The organism is Thalassotalea fusca (genome assembly GCF_053485835.1).
Genome location: NZ_JBQRUN010000003.1, coordinates 282,337 through 301,720, shown reverse-complemented (window position 1 = coordinate 301,720; position 19,384 = coordinate 282,337). Strand labels below are relative to the sequence as shown.

Genomic DNA, 19,384 nt, shown 5'->3' with positions numbered 1-19,384 from the left:
GCTGGTTGAACGTGCAAGAGTTTAATCTCGCTGTTCAAGAAAGCTCATATCACTAACACACCCTATGCCATTCGTTCCGATGTTATCTGACAAATCAATCATTGCTACTAAGTTAACAAGGTGTTGTTTTTTGAACAAAAGATACTACTGTAAAATTACAATCTAACACGGAGAGTAGTTTATGACACATCGATTGATAGCAGTAACCGCTTTAACCTTTCTATTTTTAAATTCACCCGTTAATGCTTCAGAGCATACAGCGCCTGACTTTTCAGTGCTTACAAAGCAACTTTGTGTAAGTGATGAATGTAAGAAAAATTATCAAAAATTAAAGAAGTTTGCTAAGCATGGAAGTATGGAAGCGCAAATGGTTGTTGCCACTGCGTACCTTACTGGAAATGGCTTGGAAAAGAACCCTAAAAGAGCTGCGATGAACCTGAAAAAAGCGAAAAGCTCAGGTTCTGCAAGAGCGGCTTGGACATTATCTTACTTATACACACATGGCATTGGTGTTGATAAAGATTTAGAAGAGGCTGAAGAACTATTCCAGTATGCACTGGACAAAAATTTCGGTCCTGCGCTTTATCAAAAAGCCACTGAAATGCTGGATTTAACAACTAAGAATAATGCCGAAGCCATTTTACTTTTAAAAACAGCAATAGCTAAATCCGATAAAGAATCAACCTACCTGTTGGCGCAAATGTATGAACTGGGTGAAGGTGTAGAGCAAAATACGGTCGAGGCTGTAAGACTCTATAGCACACTAAAGTTTTTCGATTATAAAGACAGCCAAAAAAGACTACAGGAGTTGTTGACCAGCCACGCGGAAGATCCTGAAATTGTACAGCTTAATAAAGAGCTAGATTTAGACATAGAAGTTATTACTGTGAGCGGCATGAACTGGAATTTGGATAATACGTTATCTACGCTTGTGGAAAACTTAGATATGATGGGCAATTATTATGGCGGTGGGATAGGCCGTATTCGCGGAAAAGGGTGTGTAAATTCATCATCAGTCTGCTCAAGCGTGACAGGCAAAGAAGAAATTGCACTATTTATGAAAACCTTTAGGTAGGCACTAAATACGGAATAAGAAGGGGCTTTTAAGAAAAACTCTTATTAGCCCATCTTTACAAATAGGCGTTCCTCGTATTCTTGCGTATACACAGTTCACAACGCTACAGTGCTTAGGCGATATTACGGGGTAAAATTACCGTCAAATCACATTCATTATCTTAAAAAGGACTTATTCATGAATTACATAAAGTTAGCGGTAATTTCGGCGTGTTTTCTATCCACGTCTGCTTTGGCTGAAAATATTCATTCAATTAAATTAACGCCTGAAAACATTAAAAAATATGATGAAAACTCTTATATCGATAAGCAAGAAGATCTTCGAGTAATATCACTTGGTAGCTTAAAAGACGGGCTTAAGAGCGGTTGTTATCGTGTTTACTATTTTTATAAAAGCAATAATCTGGTGCACCAGTATTTCAAAGAACAGCCGTATTCATGGGATAAAATAGAGTTGAAATATAGCTCTACAAAGAAAAACAACTATGATCCAGGGGCGTGTGAAATTATTTCTGTTAGTAAGGTATAACGGGCAAGAAACTGATAGGTTAATACAGAACTCTATCAGGCCCAAGAAATCCATAACAAAATCCCATATAGAAAGAGTTGTTATTAAGGGAGAAGTTAAGCTAGTCGCTTTTTAATTCGGCTTAATGCAACAGGGGTAACTCCTAAGTATCTAGCGATATCGTTTTGCGTTAATCGCGATGATAATTCCGGCTCATTCATGTTGAATTTCAAATAACGTTCTTCTGCTGGTAGCATGAGCAACTCATATTCTCTTTGTTCTTTTTTCATCGATATTGTTAAAAGAGTGTCGATTAATTGCTTTGCGATGGTATGTGATTCATAAGCGGCATCCAATAGTTCATTGAATGGGTATTGGATGACTTCAACTGTTTCTAACGCCTGTAAAGAGAACGAACAAGCAAAGCCACTGTAGGCGGCATTTAGACTGCCAATGATATTACCTGGTTTGATAAAGGACTTAATATTTTCTTTACCATCGTCGGACAAGTAATAAGCTTTTAGCAAACCAGATTCGACATAGAATATGTCATTACTTTGGTCTCCTTGATGCAATACGTGCTCATGCTTGTAAAAAGATATTGGAGTTCCGTGTTGTTTTATTAAATCCTTTAACTCCATACGTGCCCAACAACTAGTGACTTATAGAATCAGTCTACGTGTTTCCGATATAGACTGCTAATTTTTTCCATTTTTTAACTTGGGTTAATGCACTGCATACTTGTCTTCATATACTTTCATGTTTTTGGAGCTTAGCAACACAATTATACCAATCCGTATAAACTCTCGCTAAGAAAGCAATTTCTTATACGGAACGGTATTAGAAGCTTTGAAAGTCTGGTCAAAACCTTAGTGTATTGAGCGGACCTTTTAAACCATAAGCTGTACTTCAATAAGGTATGAAATATGAGCAAAAGATCGATTTATATCGTTTTCTTAAGTGGAATTTTATTTATGTCACTCACAACTAAATCTATCGCTAAAACCATTTCAGTACGTGTCACTAATATTAATACCAGCAAACCAGGCAATATTATGGCAATGTTATTTACAGAAGAAGGGTTCCCCAAAAAGCACGATAAAGCGCTTATTATTAAGAATAAAAAAGCCGAATCAACAGAGCTAGTATTTGAATTTTCTGTGGCGTTGGAGCATTTTGCAGTAAAAATACTACATGATGAAAATGAAGACGGTAAAACATCTAAAAACTGGACAGGAATCATCCCCTCAGAAGGTTTAGGTTTTACTAACGGAGCACAGCTAAGTTGGCGAGGTGCTCCTAAATTCAAAGATGCAATGCTAACCCTAGAAGATGTCGCAGAAGCGTTGGTAATTCCTATTAAATATCCTTAATTTACAGTGAGAAAATGTGATGAAATCTTTGTTAAAAATTATGTTGGTACTGGCATTGTTCTTCGCTAGTACATTTATCGTACTTAACGCAACTGGCATTATTACCGTCGATAAAATAACCGCATGGTTAGAGTTAGCAAAATCAGTGAACCCTATTTATGTTGGTTTAGTAGTTGTGGGGCTGTTGTTTGTTGATCTCTTTGTAGCAGTGCCAACGTTAACAATAATCATTCTAAGTGGGCATTTTCTGGGGCCCATTTTTGGGGGAGGGGCCGCTGTTATTGGGTTATCGTTGGCTGGAATATGTGGTTATGTTATTAGTCGAAAGTATGGACACATTTTAATTAATTTTCTTATTAAAGATCGACGTAAACGCTATGAAGTTGCTGAGCAATTTCAAAGCCATGGTTCAGTGGTCATTCTCCTGTCAAGAGCTACGCCGATTTTACCTGAAGTATCTGCTTGTATGGCTGGTATGACAAAAATGCCTTTTATCCGGTTTTTGTTATTATGGTTAATTAGCACTTTGCCGTATGCGTTCATAGCTTCCTATGCTGGCGCTATTAGCACGCTAGAAAACCCGAGTCCGGCAATATTAACGGCAATAGGACTCACTGGTTTTTTTTGGCTGGGATGGTTTATTTTTCAAAAAAACAAAAATCGCCCACTTCAACAAAGCTAGCGAGGAACAAAGCTTAATAGTGGAAGGAGAACTGAATACTCTTTTCATTATTTACGTCAGCCCCAAAAATTTCAAAAATACAGTGGTGGAAAAGCATATGCAGTATAAACAGGGCTAGCTTGTACTTGCCAATCTGGTAGTAACTGCATACTAAGCCAGTTGTTGGATCTGAAATTTACTCAAAAATGTGACAATTTAAGATGAAAAATAAGCCAATGTTGTAGCCTAGACATTTGTTTTATAAGATTTAAATATACTTCTTGGTAGACGACGCTCTCGGGAAGGAGGCCTTACGATAAAATGATGTGTTGTTCTATAAGTTTTGCATGCCTATAATGGAGCGGTACAAGCTTATTAGCTTTGTACAGCTTGTCTTTTAATAGTTTCTCGATGAAGTGTCTTTCCTTAGTCCCGATAGCCATCTTTTGAACTTCTATAATTTTATAACGTTAAAGTTGTTGTTAATTCTCCTATGTACCGTTGCGTTTGTTGAACGCGGTATTTGGCCTTTTCGATGACTTGGAGAGATCAATGTATTCAATAGAAGAACTTCACGCATCTGAGCATGAAGTTTATGGCCTAACCGAGTTAGCTAATAGGGAAAGGCTAGCAATTCAAAGGTTGTCTGGAGAGATATATTCACCACATATCGACAACTACAATATCGCCTGTGTTAAAAGGGCTGTTATCCTACGTGATTTAAAAAGTCGTGGCTTGGTCGCTATTTCAAACGTCGAAATCATTACAGACAAGTTAAAGGCATTACATCAAAGAGCAAAAAGCCGTCAGTCGGTCGAGCTTGAGGGTGAACATTACGAATGTCGATTCGCGCCGCTTAAATTGAGTAAATCGGGAAAAATTGTTCGGAAATGGGCAAAATATTGGCTACGTAAACAGCCCGATGGCAATATAGATGAGCAGTGGCGTCGGGAAGTCAGAAAAATTTGGCCTGAGTACTTTTTAATTACTGTTTTGCCGATTTAGATTGAAGTGTTGGTGATTTGGTGCTGGTAGATTGATGATAGGGTAGGTATGCACCTACCCCAATATAGTTAAGTAATTGTTACTTAAGCTACACTTACGTTTGCTGCTTGAGGACCTTTAGGGCCTTGTTCAACGTCAAACTTTACTTCTTGGCCTTCCGCTAAGCTGCGGAAACCTTCAGATGCAATCGCTCTAAAGTGAACGAATACGTCTTTTCCACCATCGGTTGGTGTAATGAATCCAAAACCTTTCTCTTCATTAAACCATTTAACTGTGCCTGTAGTACTAGACATAATATCTCCTAATAAAAATAATAAATGTTGCATCAGCAACTGTTGATGCTAAAAGTGAACTAACTAATGCGAGTTGCTTATTTACAAATTACTAGGTTGGTATCGAGATGAAACGAACGGTAAATCTATAGATAAAGTATTGGTCGAAATTGGGTAGCACTTAATTAACTCGCACATAGTAACACAATAAAACGAGGTTGGCTAAAAAATATTCAAATAAATTCTATCTAATTGTCAGATGGTTGTTATTTAGTGGCCTTTTTTTGTGGGTAAATTGCAAAAACCAAACTGAATCTTGTATTGGTCAGAGCTTTAGCTTCAAGTCTATGGATTACTGAAATGAAAAATTGTTGCGGAGCAAATTGACACTTTGTTGATATTGTAAGTGCCGAAGATTTTAGGCACAAAAGTCAGCTCGACCTCATTTATAACTTCTGATTAAGTTTAAATTGCAGTAGCTTCAACTTGGCTCCACTTAGCCGTTCAATGTTTGAAATTAGCGGTATTCTAATCAAACTTTGTGGATTGGCACTTTTAGTGATTTAAAATCTAAGTAATTTTTTTGTACTTGTTTAGGATATAATTCTTACAATTAAAACCTAAGTAATGAAATAAAAAGCATTATATTCTAGTAGCTTAGCTAATTAGCAACCAGTGGTTGACAAAATAACAAGCTAGCTTGCTAGTGTGCAACTGTACGTTTTTCTATGGTGATCGCTCAACAACTGACGAAGGATAACTACATATGATATTAGCGGATAAAATAATCAAGCTAAGGAAAAAGCTAGGATGGTCACAGGAAGAGTTGGCGGAAAAAGTAAACGTATCTCGGCAATCTGTTTCAAAGTGGGAGAGTGCCAATAGTATTCCTGATTTGAACAGAATTATTATGTTGGCAGAGCTTTTTGACGTATCGACTGACTTCTTACTAAAAGATGAAATTGAATCGTTTGATACTGGTATAGATTCTGGCGATAAAGATTCGGGTATTTATCAGATCAGCCTCGAAGAAGCGAACAAGTATGTGGAAAGCAAAGTAGAAGCCTCTTACTTAATTGCCAAAGGAATAATGCTATGTGTGTGCTCGGTAGTACCGCTTTTCTTCTTATTAGCAATGGCAGAAACGGGTCGCATGGGGGTTACAGGTAATACGGCTACAGCGATAGGCATCATTGGTATTCTTATTTTAGTATCGATTGCGGTCAGTTTTTTTATTAAAACAAATCAATTTGATAATGACACTTCGTTTATTGATAACGAACCTTTTGAGTTGGCTTATGGTGTTTATAGTGTCTTTCAGGAAAAATTAGAGAGCTATAAGCCCAGCTATAATCGAAGACTATCAATAGGCATCTTTTTGTTTATTGTTAGTTTTGTACCGGTGATGCTAACAGCGACCTTTGGCGGGCAATCAGATACCATATTAATAATGATCGCAGTACTGATGTTCTTGATCGCGGCAGGTATTTTCATTGTTACACCAGTAACTGCAAGGCACGACGCTTACGACCATATTCTAAAAGAAAATTATGCCAAAAAAGACAAAAGTAAACGTGTTAAGCGCGCTGAAAAACTAGCTGCTTTTTACTGGCCACTGTTAATCGCAATATACCTAGGTTGGAGTTTATGGACAATGTCGTGGGGCATCACGTGGATTATTTGGCCTGTTGGCGCCGTACTTTACGTTGCTTTGCTTGGTTTGATGGAGTTGTTAGATAAAGAAGAGTAGGCAATGTTTCTAGAGGTCAGGTATTTAACTAAATCTGACCTCTTCAACGATTGCTACTTAGAAATTTTCGTTGATTTTCTGGGCTCGGCATCATACACGTTTCGTATTGACCAAATAAAAAATATCTATTCAAAGCAATTCTGTCATATAGCCAATTTCTTATTTTTTTGGGTAACAATTTGAATATTCTTAATAAGCGCCATGGAAAACCTAGCTTATTGACAACTTCTAAAAAGGCATCGCTCTTGTCAAAGGGTTGATTACCTACTACGTATAGCATGGTGTCAAAGTGATCTACCGGCATGTTAAAGTACTTCAAGATATCCTGGCCTTCAGAGGACTGCACGCTGCAAAGTTTAAATGCATCTTGTTTGTCATACTTAATAATAAATTGACTCCATGCATTACACAGTTTGCACTTTCCATCGAATAGAATAACGCAATCATTTTTTGTCATGAGTGGTGGATATTCAGGTGCTAACATTATTGTCCTTCGCATTAATTTCATTTAACAAAATAAAACTTAAACAAATCAAGCCAACATTGGTAGTGACAGGGTTAAATGCCTCAATGAGAATGTGCGGCTGAAATATTGCAACGAAAATCAACAATCCTGTTAACGCGGCAATGTTTAACCATACAAGGCTTTTTGTTTTATAAAAACATAGAAACAACAACCCAAACAGTATTTCAGCAATACCTGCGGTTTTTGTTAGCCAATATGAAAGCTCGATTGACAGCCCTAAGCTGGCCGTCATCGTTTTTTCTAACGGCGCGATATGTATCAGTTTGGGAAATATTCCGTGATATAGCCAACTGAATGAAATAAACAATCTTGCAATTTGAATTGTTGGCAAAGTAAACCTCTTGAATAAATTAGGGGTGGCTTGTTTTGATTTTATACACATAAAAAATCAAAACAATAATAGGGACATTCTTCGTGATCGGTCCAAACGGGTGAAACCAGAAACCGGCATCGATTAGCGTCAAGAGCAAGGTATAAAAAACTATTACTGCGGTTTGTATCAAACAACACAGCTTGATTCTGAACGCCGTCAATAGCCATATCCCCAGCACGATATCCAAAACACCACCCCCAATTACGGATATGTCCGCTAAAACGCCTGTGATGTTGGCACTAGCTAATATTTCATAACCAGTTTCTGGCGAGAAGAATATCGATGTTAATCCTGTAAATAGCCACAAAAACGATAATGAGTAAATTGCTGCTCTATTCAATGTTGTATGGTTGATTTGCTTCATTATCAAATCTTTAGGCGACAGGGAACGGTTTGAAAACCATTAACCAAAAGATGACTAGAATGGCGGTAAACGCAGGAATGCCAAGCAGTGTCCATATTCTCATTAATGACTTAAATTCAGGTAGTATTTCATTTGAGGCAACAGACACCTTAGCTAGTGCGCGCAATCGATACTGGATACGAAGTACCGGTAGCCAGCAAATACCAATAAAGATAAATAGCCCAATAACCCAATAAAACCAAGGTGAGTTGAAAGAATAGCCTTGCAGGTTCATCAAGAAAATACCGGTAGTTATTTGAGTGATCACCGCAGGTGTTGTAAAAAGCCAATCTCCTAAAATGACGTGTTGAGCGGTTACATAAATGGCTTGGGGGTTATTGGAGCGACTGGCCATGAACATAAAAAAGGCGATGCCTGTGCCAGTGCCCGTTACCACCACCGCTGCTAGTATATGTATCAATTTTAGAGTTAAGTAATATTCCACAGCCTCACCTATGATTGCTCAGCATAGTGTATGTTAAGTGCTTCGAAATATGGAACAAAATCACTCAACTTGAACAAGCCAATACAAGGTTTGGCGCCGATGGTAATGTCAGTCTCTTCTATTAGCTTCTTAGCTAAGATAATTGTAGATAATGTTGGAATATATGGCCCATTGCCATCAGGCGCATATAAGCGCCAATAGATTGTCTTTGTTTCACCATTATTGTCTACCCCTTTTAGTAAAACTTCCATCGCACCTTTATCTGTGCCAAAGGGTAAAAATAAGTTGCTAGTCGCGACAATTGATTTAGCCAAAGGAGCCCAACTCTTTACTAAGCCTCTTTTAGCCAAAGCAGCCATGCCAACCATAGTTTGATGTAAAAGTGATAATTCCAGACCAGCCTGAAAGGTCACTCGCTCAGATACTTTGTAGTGCTTAGGAAATAACTCTAAATCAGGCACATCTACATTAGCTAAACGCCTTCTTCCGACAAATCCGCCAAAGTCATTAATGCGTGAATCCGTCCAGCCATACACGTCTTGCCAACGTCCTTCTTTGAATACATTTATTGGGTGGCCAGTGTATGACAGAATGGCTTCAACGGTCGCTAAGCCGCGTTCAGCTTTGTTTCCTGGAGCAATGGCTAAATCAATCGATGTTAATGTCTTAAATTGTTCCTGATAGTGGTCGACAACGGTTGAAGACAATCCGGGCACTGAACTTGCGCCACTGACTAACAATAAGTTATGTTCTTTGGCTTGTTTATCGAGTGCAGCAATGTCACAGACAAAACGGCGATCATCTGCTAAATCAATATAATGAGCACCAGCAAGAATGCAGGCTTTAGGCACACGATAATCTTGTCCTTGGAATGGCCCACTGGTATGAATCACTAGGAAAGGTGAGAGTAATTTTAATCGCTCAGTAAAATCTGCAGCCAAAATGTCAATAACCAGCGGTTCTATGTTCGCCACTGCATTAGTATTCAATTTATTAATGCACGCAGTTGCCTTTTCTTGATTTCTGCCCGCAACATAAAGTGTTATATCTTCAACATTGGCAAGGCTTTCAACAATGCGTTTGCCAAAATTTCCATATCCACCGAGGACGACAACTCTTTTCATTTAATTTTTCTCTTTAAACGACACTGAATACCAAAATAAACTGCTGCACCTACTAGTCCGCTGTATAGGCAGATTTTGTGCAACGCTGACACTGAAACTAAACCTTAGAACTGATTGTTCAGCGTAAATGGAAATAAGGGTTCGACATCAGCGTGCATAATGCTGTCGAGCAATACATGACTGAAGCTGCCAAGAAATGCGCTGAGGAACACTACCCACCAAGCTATAACTATTGGTTGTTCGTGGGGAGAAATTTTCAGTATGGTTAAGCCGAGTTCAGATAAATATTTCCCCGTTAAGGCGGAAAAAATCGCAATCAGTATCGCCCCTATGTAGGTATGCGTGAAGCCATGTAAGTGGCCTTCGCCAGATATCAGTACAATTAGTGGTTGTATATCCATCACTATTTGTGTCCAGCCGAATACCATTAAACTGAAACTGCCTTGCAACAGTGACTTCATCAGTATTCCGGGGCCCATATGAAATGGTGTAAATGGCATGAGTTATTGCTCGCGAGTTTATATGTAAATACTTGTTGTTTGTATTCAGTTAAATTACCTGACGTCCGATATCCATTACATTGTTGAAAAGCTTACGATCATTACCTTTCGTCAGCACAAACACTACGTTGTCAGACTGAATATCGAGTAATTCGATAATCTTTTCTGCAAGGTTGTCAGCAAGATAGAAGCCTCTTTTAGCTTTAATCGCGAATACCAATACTTGGCTGTCAGTGAAATGACTAATTTTCTTTTGGGCAACCCAAGCGGCTTTCACTTTCTTATTTGAACTGATTTGATTAACTATGTCTGCTAACGTGTCCTCTGAGACTGTTGTCGGTTCTAGTGTATTTTTGCTATTGATTGAATTTCTTTCTAAATGTGCTTCGCGATAAATTTCTTCGAGTGAATGCATTCGTTCAAGCCATACATTTGCTTCATCAATGCGTCTATTTTCGACTAAATAGTCGTAGGCGATTCGTGATGATAGTTCTAATAATTCGCTTTTCTTTGCTGCTTCTTCCAAATAACGGAGACCTGTGTCGTCGCGCTGCTCTATGAGCAATCTTCCCATTACAAAAATGCCATCAAGATCATCAGGATATTTATCGTTAAAGGTTTTAAACAATGTAATTGGCTGAGCACTTGTTTCAAACTTTTCAGTTAAAAAAGCGAGTTGCCATAGCTCATCTTTGGTGAGTTCATCGGTATCTTGATGTTTGAGCGCTTCCAATTGCTTACGCTCATTTTGGGAACGCGTGTATTCTTCTTGCCACCCAGTTAAATTCCATTCACTCCAGTGGTCATCTAACATAGCGGCTACTTCATGGATTTGCTTACCAAACAGCTCGGTGGCAGCGGAATCAATAGTGGGTGTAAATGCTATGTTTTCACCATTTAGCGCGCACAGCCGATCATTTAGGCAAGGGTGGGTGTCTTGATAATTGGTGGTTTCGCGCTTAGCAAACTTTATATGTGATTTCGCCTCTGTATCAGAAATTTTATTGTCTGCCATAAACTGTAGTAGCCCCGCATATGGTAATGTTGAAGGCTCAGGCACACTCACAACTGATTGATTGAACGGCGTCCAATATTTTTCATTGATAAAATTGGTATAAGCGGGAAGTTTCAATAACGCTGAAGCTGCGGCTGCATTAGACGTTTGATAGCCTGCCACTTGATCTGCTTCATATTCATTGAGCCGTGCCAATGCAAACGAATAAGCAGAAAACCTAGGACTATACCAATTAAAAAATTTACGAATGGGGGCTGTTGTCCAGCCATTATGCTGGTCAAGGTTATACATCATATTTCGCCAAGAGTCTCTTGCTTGGTAAATCCAACCGTGAAACTTACTATGATTACCTGATAAATGTGCAAGCTCGTGAGCCATTACGGATTTCACTTCTTCCACAGTCATTGATACCAGTAAATCAAATCCTATCACCAAAGTGTTATGTGTGAAGCCGAAGGCCAAAAATCGCGGAGTTTGGATGATAGCGGCATTAAACTCTGGGGTGATAATTACCTGGTGAATAGGTGGTGCTTTTAGGGTTGTACGCAGGTGTTCAATGATGTTAAATAATTCTGGAGAATGTGCCTCGGTAATCACAATACCTTGTGGTTTCGGCCAGCGAATAAATACAGACTTAAATAACACCCACACCATAATGAACAACGGAATGAATAGCTTTTTCTTTAGTAGGAGCAAAAGAAACATTGAGCTGGAAAGCGCTAACCAAATACTGCCTGCGACTACGCCTAATAACACAAACACTATCGATAAAATTATGCCGTATCCGAGCAACGAATAGCGCAGCAATTTTCGCTCATATAAATTAGGATCTTGTGCCAAATCCTCTTCGGCTTGCTGTAACAAGGCTTCTATTTTTTGTTGATTCTTGTCCATAAGCTCTTTCCTAGTAAATAATCAATGTGCGGCAGTCTGACAGCGTATGTGCAGGTATTCAGGTGGGCGCTGAACTGTGTTTTGAATCGCATTCAATAAAAAAGTGGTGGCTAATTTAGCACTTAAACAATGTGTTGTCATTTACGTGTTGCAAGAAGGAATAAGTATTCAGTACGAGGTTCTTGTTAGTATAATTACAACGCTCACTACAGGTAGCACAATCTGGGTTGAATTCTGTCGGGATGGTTTGGATAATGGCCATACACTAAGTGTTGAACACCCATTTTGGCTCGCTGGACATGTTTGAAATGTTGACGACAGTACATTTGCCGCAGGATTATTTGTATGCTCGGTTGTTGTAGTTCCAACTCTTCTAACTATTGTATAGAACTGTGTTTTTCCAAAGCCATTTTTTCACCCATTTACATCTTTATATTTCTGTTAAACATTGAGTGTTTTTTGTTGCATCACTGAAAGTTTTTGGTTGTTTTTGCTTTAATTTATTGTTGCTGGATTGTTTAAAATAAAACCAAAAAACATGTCATTTATCCCATGAAATAGGCGTTTCAGGCTCATTTTGTCGCATTAGTGTCAAAAATTGTCGGTTTATTGCTATTCGTGTGTCACCAATTAAATCATCGTAGATCGCAATGACAAATAAGGTAAGTTCCCAATCCGAATTTGCATTGTGCATTTGGAAAGTAAGCTTCGTTTGCTTTCTAGATGAATAAACATAACAAAAATAATAAATCGATTTTCTCATATGAGTTGGAGATGAAAATGGTAACAAAATTAAGTGTTGTATCTGCTGCAACGATGTTAGCGCTATCTACGGGTGCATATGCAAAGGACGAGCAAACAAAATTCCCTCTACACAACGGTCTTAATAATGCGGCTAGCCAAGCTACTATGGCGAGCACTAACGCAAAAGGCGCAGGATTAGAGCGTGTAATTGTAAAGTTTAAACAAGGAAAGGGACGCGAAGCTAAATCACTGGCAAGAGGTGCTGGTGCAGATATTAAAGTAGAATTAGATAAGCACAATGCATTTGCGATGGAAGTACCAGCAGTTGCATTAAAAGGCTTACGCAATAATCCGAATATTGAATTTATTGAAGTTGACCAAAAACGTCAGTTATTGAACACGAACTTACATTCAGTTGAAATTGAGCCGTGGGGCATTAGCCGTGTTGAAGCGGACGTTGTATCTGATAGCGCTACAGGAAACACTGGTGTTTGTATTATCGATTCGGGTTACGACATTAACCACAGTGACTTAAGTGGTAACCAAGTATCTGGTACTAACGACTCTGGTACAGGTAGCTGGTCTACGCCGGGTGGTTCGCACGGTACACACGTGGCGGGTACTATCGCGGGTATGACAAATGGCTCGGGTGTTGTAGGTGTTGCGCCAAATGGCAATGTTGACCTACATATCATCAAAGTTTTCAACGAATCTGGCTGGGGTTATTCTTCAAGCTTAGTTGCGGCAGTTGATGACTGTGTGGCTGCAGGCGCAAAAGTTGTTAGCATGAGTTTAGGTGGTGGCGGTAGCAGCCAAACGGAAAACAATGCGTTCAGCAACTACTACAACCAAGGTATTCTAAGCATCGCGGCAGCTGGTAACGATGGTAATACATCACATAGCTACCCAGCGTCATATGATTCAGTGGTATCGGTAGCGGCAGTTGACTCAGGCAACATGCACGCAAACTTCTCACAACGTACGAATCAAGTAGAAATTTCTGGTCCAGGTGAAGCGGTACTATCAAGTGTTGCTATTGGCGACGGTCAGCTTGCACAACTAACAGTTGGCGGTACAGACTACTTTGCAAATGGCGTTGTTCCACATATTTTCTATAACAGCAGCTTGTCTTATGCGCCTACCGGCAACGACGGTTCAGCTTCAGGCACATTAGGTGTTTGTACAACAACCGGTACGTCATACTCTTGTGGCGACATGACAGGTAAAATCTGTTTAGTTGAGCGTGGTGAAAACCAAGGCGATAGCAGCACTTCTACAGAAAACTCTTACCCAGAGTATCGTGGAGCAAACGCGTGTGCTGATGCTGGCGCAGCCGGTATTGTTGTTTACAGTAATGCGGCACGTCCTGGGTTACAGGCACCATTTATGGTTGACTTTAATGGTAAAATCCAAGGCAAGCCTACGGCTTCTGTAGACCGTGCAACAGGTTTAGCGTTAGCTGCTAAAGCTGGTCAATCGGCAAGTATGTCTAAGTCTGGTGGTCACGATTGGGACTACTACAATGGTACATCAATGGCGACACCTCATGTATCAGCAGTAGCGGCATTAGTTTGGTCACATCACCCAAGCTGTACAGCGACGGATGTTCGTAACGCTATGAACATGACCGCACAAGACTTAGATACTGCAGGTCGCGATAACAAGACAGGCCATGGTTTAGTTAAAGCACAAGCGGCACTTAACTACTTAGCAGGCCAAAGCTGTGCCGGTGGAACAACAGATAATCCTCCTTCAGCTAACTTCACTTACTCTTGCTCTGCGCTTGCGTGTTCATTCACTAATAACAGCACAGACGACAACGGTATCGTGAGCTATAACTGGAACTTTGGTGACGGCAATACAAGTACTGCACAAAACCCAAGCCATACGTTCTCTGCTGACGGTGCATACAACGTAACGTTGACTGTTACTGATGGTGCGAGCCAATCTGATTCTTCTACGCAATCAGTAAGCGTAAGCTCTGGCGCAACAGTTGATATTCAACTATCGGCAAGTGCTTATAAGCGTAAAGGTCGTGTGAGTGTAGACCTAAGCTGGAATGGTGCAACTACAAGCAACGTAGATATTTACCGCAACGGTAGCAAAATAACTACAACAGCTAACGATGGTTCATACACTGACGCAACAGGACGCCGTGGTGGTGGTTCATTTACTTACAACGTTTGTGAAGCTGGTACGTCAAACTGTTCAGACAACACAACAGTGTACTTCTAATCACTGATTCCTTGTAACTATCCCTGTTTAAGCGGCCATCTTGGCCGCTTTTTTTATTTACATATTTACCAGAGTAACTTATACCAATCTCTTATATGGGTTGGTATTAGATGAAAAAGAACTGTTAAGATATGGGAAATCTTAAATTGGTTTATGTTCGATAAAGGTATAGATGTGATCAGAACTTTGCTTCTTTGTATAACTTTAATAATCTCGTCTCAGTCAATGGCAAAAGAGATAAAAGGCCAATACATTCAGCCAAATAATTATACGCCAAAAGTGCGAGTAGAAACCTCTATGGGCTATTTTGTACTCGCGCTTGATCGTTATCGCGCCAAAATAACGGTAGATAATTTTTTGGGCTATGTTGCCCGCGGTCAATACGATAAGACGCTATTCCATCGTGTAGAAGAGGGGTATTTAATTCAAGCTGGCGGCTATCAAACTAATTTCTCAGAAGTTGAACCGGATGAGCCTATTTTCAATGAATCGGGTAATGGCTTAAAAAATCGATTTGGTACCATCGCTATGGCTAAGCAGTTACACGAAGCACATTCTGCCACCAATCAATTTTTCATTAATGTAAACAACAATAGCAATTTAGACCCGGGTAGTTCTTGGGGTTACGCTGTTTTTGGTGAAGTCGTTGAAGGCTACGACGTGGTAGAAGCGATTTCCGAAGTAGAAGTTGGGCACAGTGATGAATTGGGTTATCCAACCGTGCCAAAGCAAATGGTCACGATCATTAGAATGGTGATCTTAGATGAAGAGAAAAATTAGTACAAAAATACAAAGTTTAGCGCTTCAATTAGCAGCGTCGCCAAAAACACATTAGCAGCGTCAAAATGAGAACGGTGCAAGATACTAACATAGTAGTAGCTATTGAGTGACCAAGTAGCGTTCCTGTAACAAAAGCCCCTAACGATGCCGCGCTAATTTTTGCTGCGGCAATCCACATATAAATTTGTGCGGCACTTTGCTCTGGGGCATATTCTCTTCTGGCGGCCAAGGTGACAGCAAAGAATATTGAATTCACTACACCGCAAAGCCAGTAACCGATTAGGCCCGTAGTAAAATTGGGACTTAGCACCACTAGTATCAGTGTTACTACTAGTACAGCGCCTACGTTTCTCAGTAACATGATCGCGTCAGCTTTCAAGGGCTTGAACATTAGTAAGCATGCGCCACAAATGCAACCAAGCCCATAAAATGTAACCAGAAATGCGCCATTTTCTTTACCTTGCATCCACATTTCACTAAGGAATACCGCCATGATTGGCAAGGCTGCCATGCTAAAGGATGCGCCAGAGGTCATAGCAAGCGTCCGCCGTAATGGAGGTGAGTGAAGTATTGTCTCTAGCACCTGTTTAAAGCTAAGGTAATTCTTGTGTTGGTCACAGGCTCGAGACGTTTTTTTGGGGAGATTTAGTACAAATAAGCCAGCAATTACAGGTAACGTCATGACCCATCCTGCGGTTAATTCAAGGGCAAAGTGTTCTGAGAAGATAGCAATGATTAATGGGCCAACGGTTAAGCCAAATCCATAACTTAGGGTGTCGTAGCTTTGGGCGCGGCGTTGGATGTTAGTATCGTTATCTACCTGAAAAGTTAATTGGGTGCTGAGCCCTCCCATCATGAAGGAGCTGCATAAACCACAAATCAGTAACGAGCTTATGGTGAGCCAAAGCTTTTCAGTGTGAAATCCTACCAAACTTAACTGAAAACAAACGGTAAAAACAAAACAGGCTATCGCTAATAAACGCCGAGGGTCATGTGAATTATCTAACCAGCGACCATAAATAGGGCCGAATAAATGTGGCGCTGTGATACACGCGGCAAGCAACCCAACTATTTCTCCTTGCGAGCCGTTGGCATGTGCGAGTAAAACCACCGCTATGGTTGAAGCCCCTGTTGCGATGCGCGCTAACATAGCTGCAATGATGTAAATGCCCAAGTTATTACTTGGGCTTGAAGGATTGACACGACGGCAGACTGATTTCACCAAGTTGTTCATTGAGCGGCTAATCCAGTTTTAATTGGGCCAGAACGTTGGCTAAGGCTTCACGTTCTTCACCAACTAATGGGGTGAGCGGCGCAGGCAAGCAATTGCTTTCGGCATAGCCAAGTATATGAGCTGCAGTAGCCATTACTCGTAACCCTCCTTTGTTGCGAGCGAACAATTCCCATAGGCAGTTCAACTGTGCGGAATAGTGTGACGCGTTTTCCGGCTGGTCAGACTGTGCCGCGTCAATTAAACGTTGAACTGTTCTAGGGAACAACCCCCCTATAACTGAAAACCATACGTCACAACCCGCTGCCATACCAGCAGCACCAAATTTATCGCCACTAACACCTATTGCGACATTGTTTGGGACTATTTTACGTAGCTGTGCGAGCCGTTCTGCGCCTTCGTTTGTCGCAAATGGCATGCCTGGAATTTTTATCGCGGCGACATTAGGTAACCTTGATATTGCTCTATAGAGTTCATCACTAAAGGCAAAGTTGGTTACTCCGGGGTTTTCGTATACACAAAGTGGTACCGAAACCGTTGCGCTTACTTGCTCATATAACGATAATACTTCGCTGTCTGTCAAAGGATGATAAGACACTGGTGCCAGTAATACTGCGCTCACTCCAGCTTGTTGTACTGCTTCGGCATTTTTCAATACATCATAAGTACGCAGACTACCGATACCTGCCATAACGGGGATATTTCCTGCCAGTTCCGTCGCGGTTTTGGCGACATTTGTTAGCTCGTCAGGTTTTAGATAAGGGTAAAGCCCTGTTGACCCCATGGCGCAAATAGAGTCAACTTTGGCTTCTGTTAAATTAACCATTAGGCGTGCAAACGCTTTCAAGTCTATTTGTTCATTTTGGAACGGTGTAATTGGAAAAGCAGATAAACCAGTAAACATTTGAACTCCTATTCGTTTAGAATGTAATAAAACAAAAAACCATGGGATAAATAGCTTTGGCTATTTTGACCTAGGACATAATTTTTTATTGTCATAGGACAAAAGATGAAAGTCAAGATTTCAGGTACTTCTGCGCAAGGAATTTTTGAATCCATTCGAGCATTAACCAGTAATGGTCAACTAGTTGCTGGGGATTCACTGCCGCCAGTTCGTGAGCTCGCTGAAGAATTAGGGGTTAATCGCAATACGGTGTCGGCTGCTTATCAGCGCTTAACTAAAGCAGGCATTGCGGTTACTCAGGGAAGACTAGGAACGCGAATTTGTCAGGAACCAGATGCTGGTGAACAAGAAGGGGTAACTGACACTGCATTGTTTGATCTTGCCGACGGTAGTCCACGGCGGGAATGGTTGCCTGATCTCAACAAAGTGGTTGCGGCAACGCATTTAAACCAATTCTTATACGGTGAAGAGACCATCTTGCCGCAGATCCTTGAATATGGAAAATCGTGGTTCACAGGTGCGTGCCCGACACATTTCGATATCACGCTTTGCAATGGTGCCATAGACACAATAGAACGGATGATAGCTGCTCATTTAGTGCCGGGTGATAAGGTCGTGGTAGAAGACCCATGCTACATCAGTTCTGCCAACGCCATTCGCCTCGCTGGCATGCAGGTTGTTGGTGCGAAAGTAGATGAGCAGGGTATGTGTCCAGACGCACTTAGCGCGGCATTGAAAAAAGGCGCCAAAGCTGTGCTAATTACGCCTAGAGCGCATAATCCTACTGGTGCGAGTATTACCAAGGCGCGTGCTGACGAACTCAAAACTGTGCTTGCCGATTATCCTAACGTACTAGTTATGGAAGACGATCATTTTTCGTTGCTGGCCGTAACAGAGCATCATTCTGTTATCCCCGAAACTACCTACAATTGGGCGATATTTCGATCGGTATCAAAAGGGCTTGGCCCAGATTTACGCATGGCATTTGTTGCTGCAGATTCGGAGTCGATTAAGCGTATCAATACGAGATTAGCACCTGGCATGTCATGGGTAAGCAGGGTGCTACAATCATTGGTGTACACTTGCCTAACGACAGCGGAATTTCAACAACACCTTAGTGATGCACGAGACAATTGTGCACAACGACGGGAGTTAGCCATTAACACATTGGCGGCGCATAGTATTGAAACAACCAAGACGATAGATGGGTTAAATATTTGGATCCCTATTGGGGAAAACTGTCAGGCGGTGGTTTATGCTTTATTACGCAAAGGCTGGTTAGTAAGACCTGGCAGTAGCTTTGATATTGATATTGAATCAAATGCGATTAGAGTGAGCGTACAAAACTTGGAAGAAAATACTGCACGAGAGTTTGCCTCTGATCTTGCAGAGATAATGTTCAAAGACTAGGAACAACTTACTGATTGGTCATGCATCACAAATGATAAAAGTGTAATCACCCAACTCTTGCACAAATGTTTAAAGGTTGCTTTATAAGTGATTGTTTTGATGTTAGATTAGACTTAAGAAACGGAATTATAATAATAACCGAGATTAATCGGTAGAA

20 protein-coding genes are annotated in these 19,384 nt (G+C 40.5%); 9 read left to right on the top strand and 11 right to left on the bottom strand.

Annotated elements, in window-relative coordinates; all coding sequences use genetic code 11:
• Positions 1-181: 181 nt before the first annotated feature.
• Both ACSLUK_RS05720 and ACSLUK_RS05715 read left to right on the top strand, forming a co-directional pair.
• On the top strand, positions 182-1,075 hold the full coding sequence (locus tag ACSLUK_RS05720; protein ID WP_448547570.1) for a tetratricopeptide repeat protein: 894 nt from the start codon (positions 182-184) through the stop codon (positions 1,073-1,075).
• Positions 1,076-1,252: 177 nt separating this feature from the next.
• Positions 1,253-1,603, top strand: a complete 351-nt coding sequence (locus ACSLUK_RS05715) for a hypothetical protein (protein WP_448547569.1) — start codon at positions 1,253-1,255, stop codon at positions 1,601-1,603.
• 95 nt (positions 1,604-1,698) lie between these two features.
• Here the strand turns inward: ACSLUK_RS05715 and ACSLUK_RS05710 are convergent, their stop codons facing one another.
• Complete coding sequence (locus ACSLUK_RS05710; RefSeq protein ID WP_448547568.1) at positions 1,699-2,223, bottom strand: Crp/Fnr family transcriptional regulator; 525 nt, start codon at positions 2,221-2,223, stop codon at positions 1,699-1,701.
• 285 nt (positions 2,224-2,508) lie between these two features.
• Here ACSLUK_RS05710 and ACSLUK_RS05705 point away from each other — a divergent pair, with 285 nt between their 5' ends.
• The 3 genes from ACSLUK_RS05705 to ACSLUK_RS05695 all read left to right on the top strand — a co-directional run bounded on the left by ACSLUK_RS05705 (position 2,509) and on the right by ACSLUK_RS05695 (position 4,621).
• A complete protein-coding gene (locus ACSLUK_RS05705; protein WP_448547567.1) occupies positions 2,509-2,955 on the top strand; it encodes a DUF2141 domain-containing protein in 447 nt (148 codons plus the stop codon).
• A gap of 19 nt (positions 2,956-2,974) precedes the next feature.
• Positions 2,975-3,637, top strand: coding sequence for a TVP38/TMEM64 family protein (locus ACSLUK_RS05700; RefSeq protein WP_448547566.1), 663 nt, complete (start codon positions 2,975-2,977; stop codon positions 3,635-3,637).
• A 531-nt stretch (positions 3,638-4,168) separates the two neighbouring features.
• Positions 4,169-4,621, top strand: a complete 453-nt coding sequence (locus ACSLUK_RS05695; RefSeq protein WP_448547565.1) for a hypothetical protein — start codon at positions 4,169-4,171, stop codon at positions 4,619-4,621.
• A gap of 83 nt (positions 4,622-4,704) precedes the next feature.
• Here ACSLUK_RS05695 and cspE read toward each other — a convergent pair whose 3' ends face one another.
• Positions 4,705-4,914 (bottom strand): transcription antiterminator/RNA stability regulator CspE, encoded by a 210-nt coding sequence (cspE, locus tag ACSLUK_RS05690; RefSeq protein ID WP_448547564.1) that lies wholly within the window; start codon positions 4,912-4,914, stop codon positions 4,705-4,707.
• Between the two features lie 745 nt (positions 4,915-5,659).
• Between cspE and ACSLUK_RS05685 the strand changes: the two genes are divergently transcribed.
• Positions 5,660-6,643 carry a helix-turn-helix domain-containing protein gene (locus tag ACSLUK_RS05685; protein WP_448547563.1) on the top strand — a complete coding sequence of 328 codons (984 nt, stop codon included), beginning with the start codon at positions 5,660-5,662 and terminating at the stop codon, positions 6,641-6,643.
• A 43-nt stretch (positions 6,644-6,686) separates the two neighbouring features.
• On the opposite strand, the gene ACSLUK_RS05680 is transcribed toward ACSLUK_RS05685, so the two are convergent.
• The 7 genes from ACSLUK_RS05680 to ACSLUK_RS05650 all read right to left on the bottom strand — a co-directional run bounded on the left by ACSLUK_RS05680 (position 6,687) and on the right by ACSLUK_RS05650 (position 11,923).
• Complete coding sequence (locus tag ACSLUK_RS05680) at positions 6,687-7,127, bottom strand: thiol-disulfide oxidoreductase DCC family protein (RefSeq protein WP_448547562.1); 441 nt, start codon at positions 7,125-7,127, stop codon at positions 6,687-6,689.
• The gene (locus ACSLUK_RS05675) at positions 7,114-7,551 is read right to left on the bottom strand and encodes a DoxX-like family protein (RefSeq protein ID WP_448547561.1); all 438 of its coding nucleotides are present in this window, start codon (positions 7,549-7,551) and stop codon (positions 7,114-7,116) included. Before ACSLUK_RS05675 ends, ACSLUK_RS05680 begins: the two co-directional genes overlap by 14 nt.
• The gene (locus ACSLUK_RS05670; RefSeq protein ID WP_448547560.1) at positions 7,520-7,906 is read right to left on the bottom strand and encodes a DoxX-like family protein; all 387 of its coding nucleotides are present in this window, start codon (positions 7,904-7,906) and stop codon (positions 7,520-7,522) included. Before ACSLUK_RS05670 ends, ACSLUK_RS05675 begins: the two co-directional genes overlap by 32 nt.
• 10 nt (positions 7,907-7,916) lie before the next feature.
• Positions 7,917-8,390, bottom strand: coding sequence for a DUF2269 family protein (locus ACSLUK_RS05665; RefSeq protein ID WP_448547559.1), 474 nt, complete (start codon positions 8,388-8,390; stop codon positions 7,917-7,919).
• A gap of 8 nt (positions 8,391-8,398) precedes the next feature.
• Positions 8,399-9,514, bottom strand: a complete 1,116-nt coding sequence (locus ACSLUK_RS05660) for a saccharopine dehydrogenase family protein (RefSeq protein ID WP_448547558.1) — start codon at positions 9,512-9,514, stop codon at positions 8,399-8,401.
• A 104-nt stretch (positions 9,515-9,618) separates the two neighbouring features.
• On the bottom strand, positions 9,619-9,975 hold the full coding sequence (locus ACSLUK_RS05655; protein WP_448547557.1) for a metal-dependent hydrolase: 357 nt from the start codon (positions 9,973-9,975) through the stop codon (positions 9,619-9,621).
• Between the two features lie 88 nt (positions 9,976-10,063).
• Positions 10,064-11,923, bottom strand: coding sequence for a M48 family metallopeptidase (locus ACSLUK_RS05650; RefSeq protein ID WP_448547556.1), 1,860 nt, complete (start codon positions 11,921-11,923; stop codon positions 10,064-10,066).
• A gap of 780 nt (positions 11,924-12,703) precedes the next feature.
• Here ACSLUK_RS05650 and ACSLUK_RS05645 point away from each other — a divergent pair.
• Together ACSLUK_RS05645 and ACSLUK_RS05640 are read left to right on the top strand one after the other, a co-directional pair.
• Positions 12,704-14,902, top strand: coding sequence for a S8 family serine peptidase (locus ACSLUK_RS05645; RefSeq protein WP_448547555.1), 2,199 nt, complete (start codon positions 12,704-12,706; stop codon positions 14,900-14,902).
• A gap of 225 nt (positions 14,903-15,127) precedes the next feature.
• Entirely contained in the window at positions 15,128-15,682 is a 555-nt protein-coding gene (locus ACSLUK_RS05640; RefSeq protein ID WP_448547554.1) for a peptidylprolyl isomerase, read from the top strand.
• 28 nt (positions 15,683-15,710) lie between these two features.
• Here the strand turns inward: ACSLUK_RS05640 and ACSLUK_RS05635 are convergent, their stop codons facing one another.
• Both ACSLUK_RS05635 and ACSLUK_RS05630 read right to left on the bottom strand, forming a co-directional pair.
• Positions 15,711-16,916 (bottom strand): MFS transporter, encoded by a 1,206-nt coding sequence (locus tag ACSLUK_RS05635; protein ID WP_448547553.1) that lies wholly within the window; start codon positions 16,914-16,916, stop codon positions 15,711-15,713.
• 7 nt (positions 16,917-16,923) lie between these two features.
• The gene (locus tag ACSLUK_RS05630) at positions 16,924-17,817 is read right to left on the bottom strand and encodes a dihydrodipicolinate synthase family protein (protein ID WP_448547552.1); all 894 of its coding nucleotides are present in this window, start codon (positions 17,815-17,817) and stop codon (positions 16,924-16,926) included.
• Between the two features lie 105 nt (positions 17,818-17,922).
• On the opposite strand from ACSLUK_RS05630, the gene ACSLUK_RS05625 reads away from it, so the two are divergent.
• The gene (locus tag ACSLUK_RS05625) at positions 17,923-19,227 is read left to right on the top strand and encodes an aminotransferase class I/II-fold pyridoxal phosphate-dependent enzyme (RefSeq protein ID WP_448547551.1); all 1,305 of its coding nucleotides are present in this window, start codon (positions 17,923-17,925) and stop codon (positions 19,225-19,227) included.
• The last annotated feature ends 157 nt before the right edge of the window (positions 19,228-19,384 follow it).

What these genes read in the sequence shown, in the direction of transcription:
- ACSLUK_RS05710 (WP_448547568.1), bottom strand. Translation starts at nt 2,223, where the DNA reads ATGGAGTTAAAGGATTTAATAAAACAACACGGAACTCCAATATCTTTT.
- ACSLUK_RS05695 (WP_448547565.1), top strand. Translation starts at nt 4,169, where the DNA reads ATGTATTCAATAGAAGAACTTCACGCATCTGAGCATGAAGTTTATGGC.
- ACSLUK_RS05670 (WP_448547560.1), bottom strand. Translation starts at nt 7,906, where the DNA reads ATGAAGCAAATCAACCATACAACATTGAATAGAGCAGCAATTTACTCA.
- ACSLUK_RS05630 (WP_448547552.1), bottom strand. Translation starts at nt 17,817, where the DNA reads ATGTTTACTGGTTTATCTGCTTTTCCAATTACACCGTTCCAAAATGAA.
- ACSLUK_RS05705 (WP_448547567.1), top strand. Translation starts at nt 2,509, where the DNA reads ATGAGCAAAAGATCGATTTATATCGTTTTCTTAAGTGGAATTTTATTT.
- ACSLUK_RS05645 (WP_448547555.1), top strand. Translation starts at nt 12,704, where the DNA reads ATGGTAACAAAATTAAGTGTTGTATCTGCTGCAACGATGTTAGCGCTA.
- ACSLUK_RS05650 (WP_448547556.1), bottom strand. Translation starts at nt 11,923, where the DNA reads ATGGACAAGAATCAACAAAAAATAGAAGCCTTGTTACAGCAAGCCGAA.
- ACSLUK_RS05720 (WP_448547570.1), top strand. Translation starts at nt 182, where the DNA reads ATGACACATCGATTGATAGCAGTAACCGCTTTAACCTTTCTATTTTTA.
- ACSLUK_RS05635 (WP_448547553.1), bottom strand. Translation starts at nt 16,916, where the DNA reads ATGAACAACTTGGTGAAATCAGTCTGCCGTCGTGTCAATCCTTCAAGC.
- ACSLUK_RS05625 (WP_448547551.1), top strand. Translation starts at nt 17,923, where the DNA reads ATGAAAGTCAAGATTTCAGGTACTTCTGCGCAAGGAATTTTTGAATCC.
- ACSLUK_RS05640 (WP_448547554.1), top strand. Translation starts at nt 15,128, where the DNA reads ATGGCAAAAGAGATAAAAGGCCAATACATTCAGCCAAATAATTATACG.
- ACSLUK_RS05655 (WP_448547557.1), bottom strand. Translation starts at nt 9,975, where the DNA reads ATGAAGTCACTGTTGCAAGGCAGTTTCAGTTTAATGGTATTCGGCTGG.
- ACSLUK_RS05680 (WP_448547562.1), bottom strand. Translation starts at nt 7,127, where the DNA reads ATGTTAGCACCTGAATATCCACCACTCATGACAAAAAATGATTGCGTT.
- ACSLUK_RS05660 (WP_448547558.1), bottom strand. Translation starts at nt 9,514, where the DNA reads ATGAAAAGAGTTGTCGTCCTCGGTGGATATGGAAATTTTGGCAAACGC.
- ACSLUK_RS05715 (WP_448547569.1), top strand. Translation starts at nt 1,253, where the DNA reads ATGAATTACATAAAGTTAGCGGTAATTTCGGCGTGTTTTCTATCCACG.
- cspE (WP_448547564.1), bottom strand. Translation starts at nt 4,914, where the DNA reads ATGTCTAGTACTACAGGCACAGTTAAATGGTTTAATGAAGAGAAAGGT.
- ACSLUK_RS05685 (WP_448547563.1), top strand. Translation starts at nt 5,660, where the DNA reads ATGATATTAGCGGATAAAATAATCAAGCTAAGGAAAAAGCTAGGATGG.
- ACSLUK_RS05700 (WP_448547566.1), top strand. Translation starts at nt 2,975, where the DNA reads ATGAAATCTTTGTTAAAAATTATGTTGGTACTGGCATTGTTCTTCGCT.
- ACSLUK_RS05675 (WP_448547561.1), bottom strand. Translation starts at nt 7,551, where the DNA reads ATGTGTATAAAATCAAAACAAGCCACCCCTAATTTATTCAAGAGGTTT.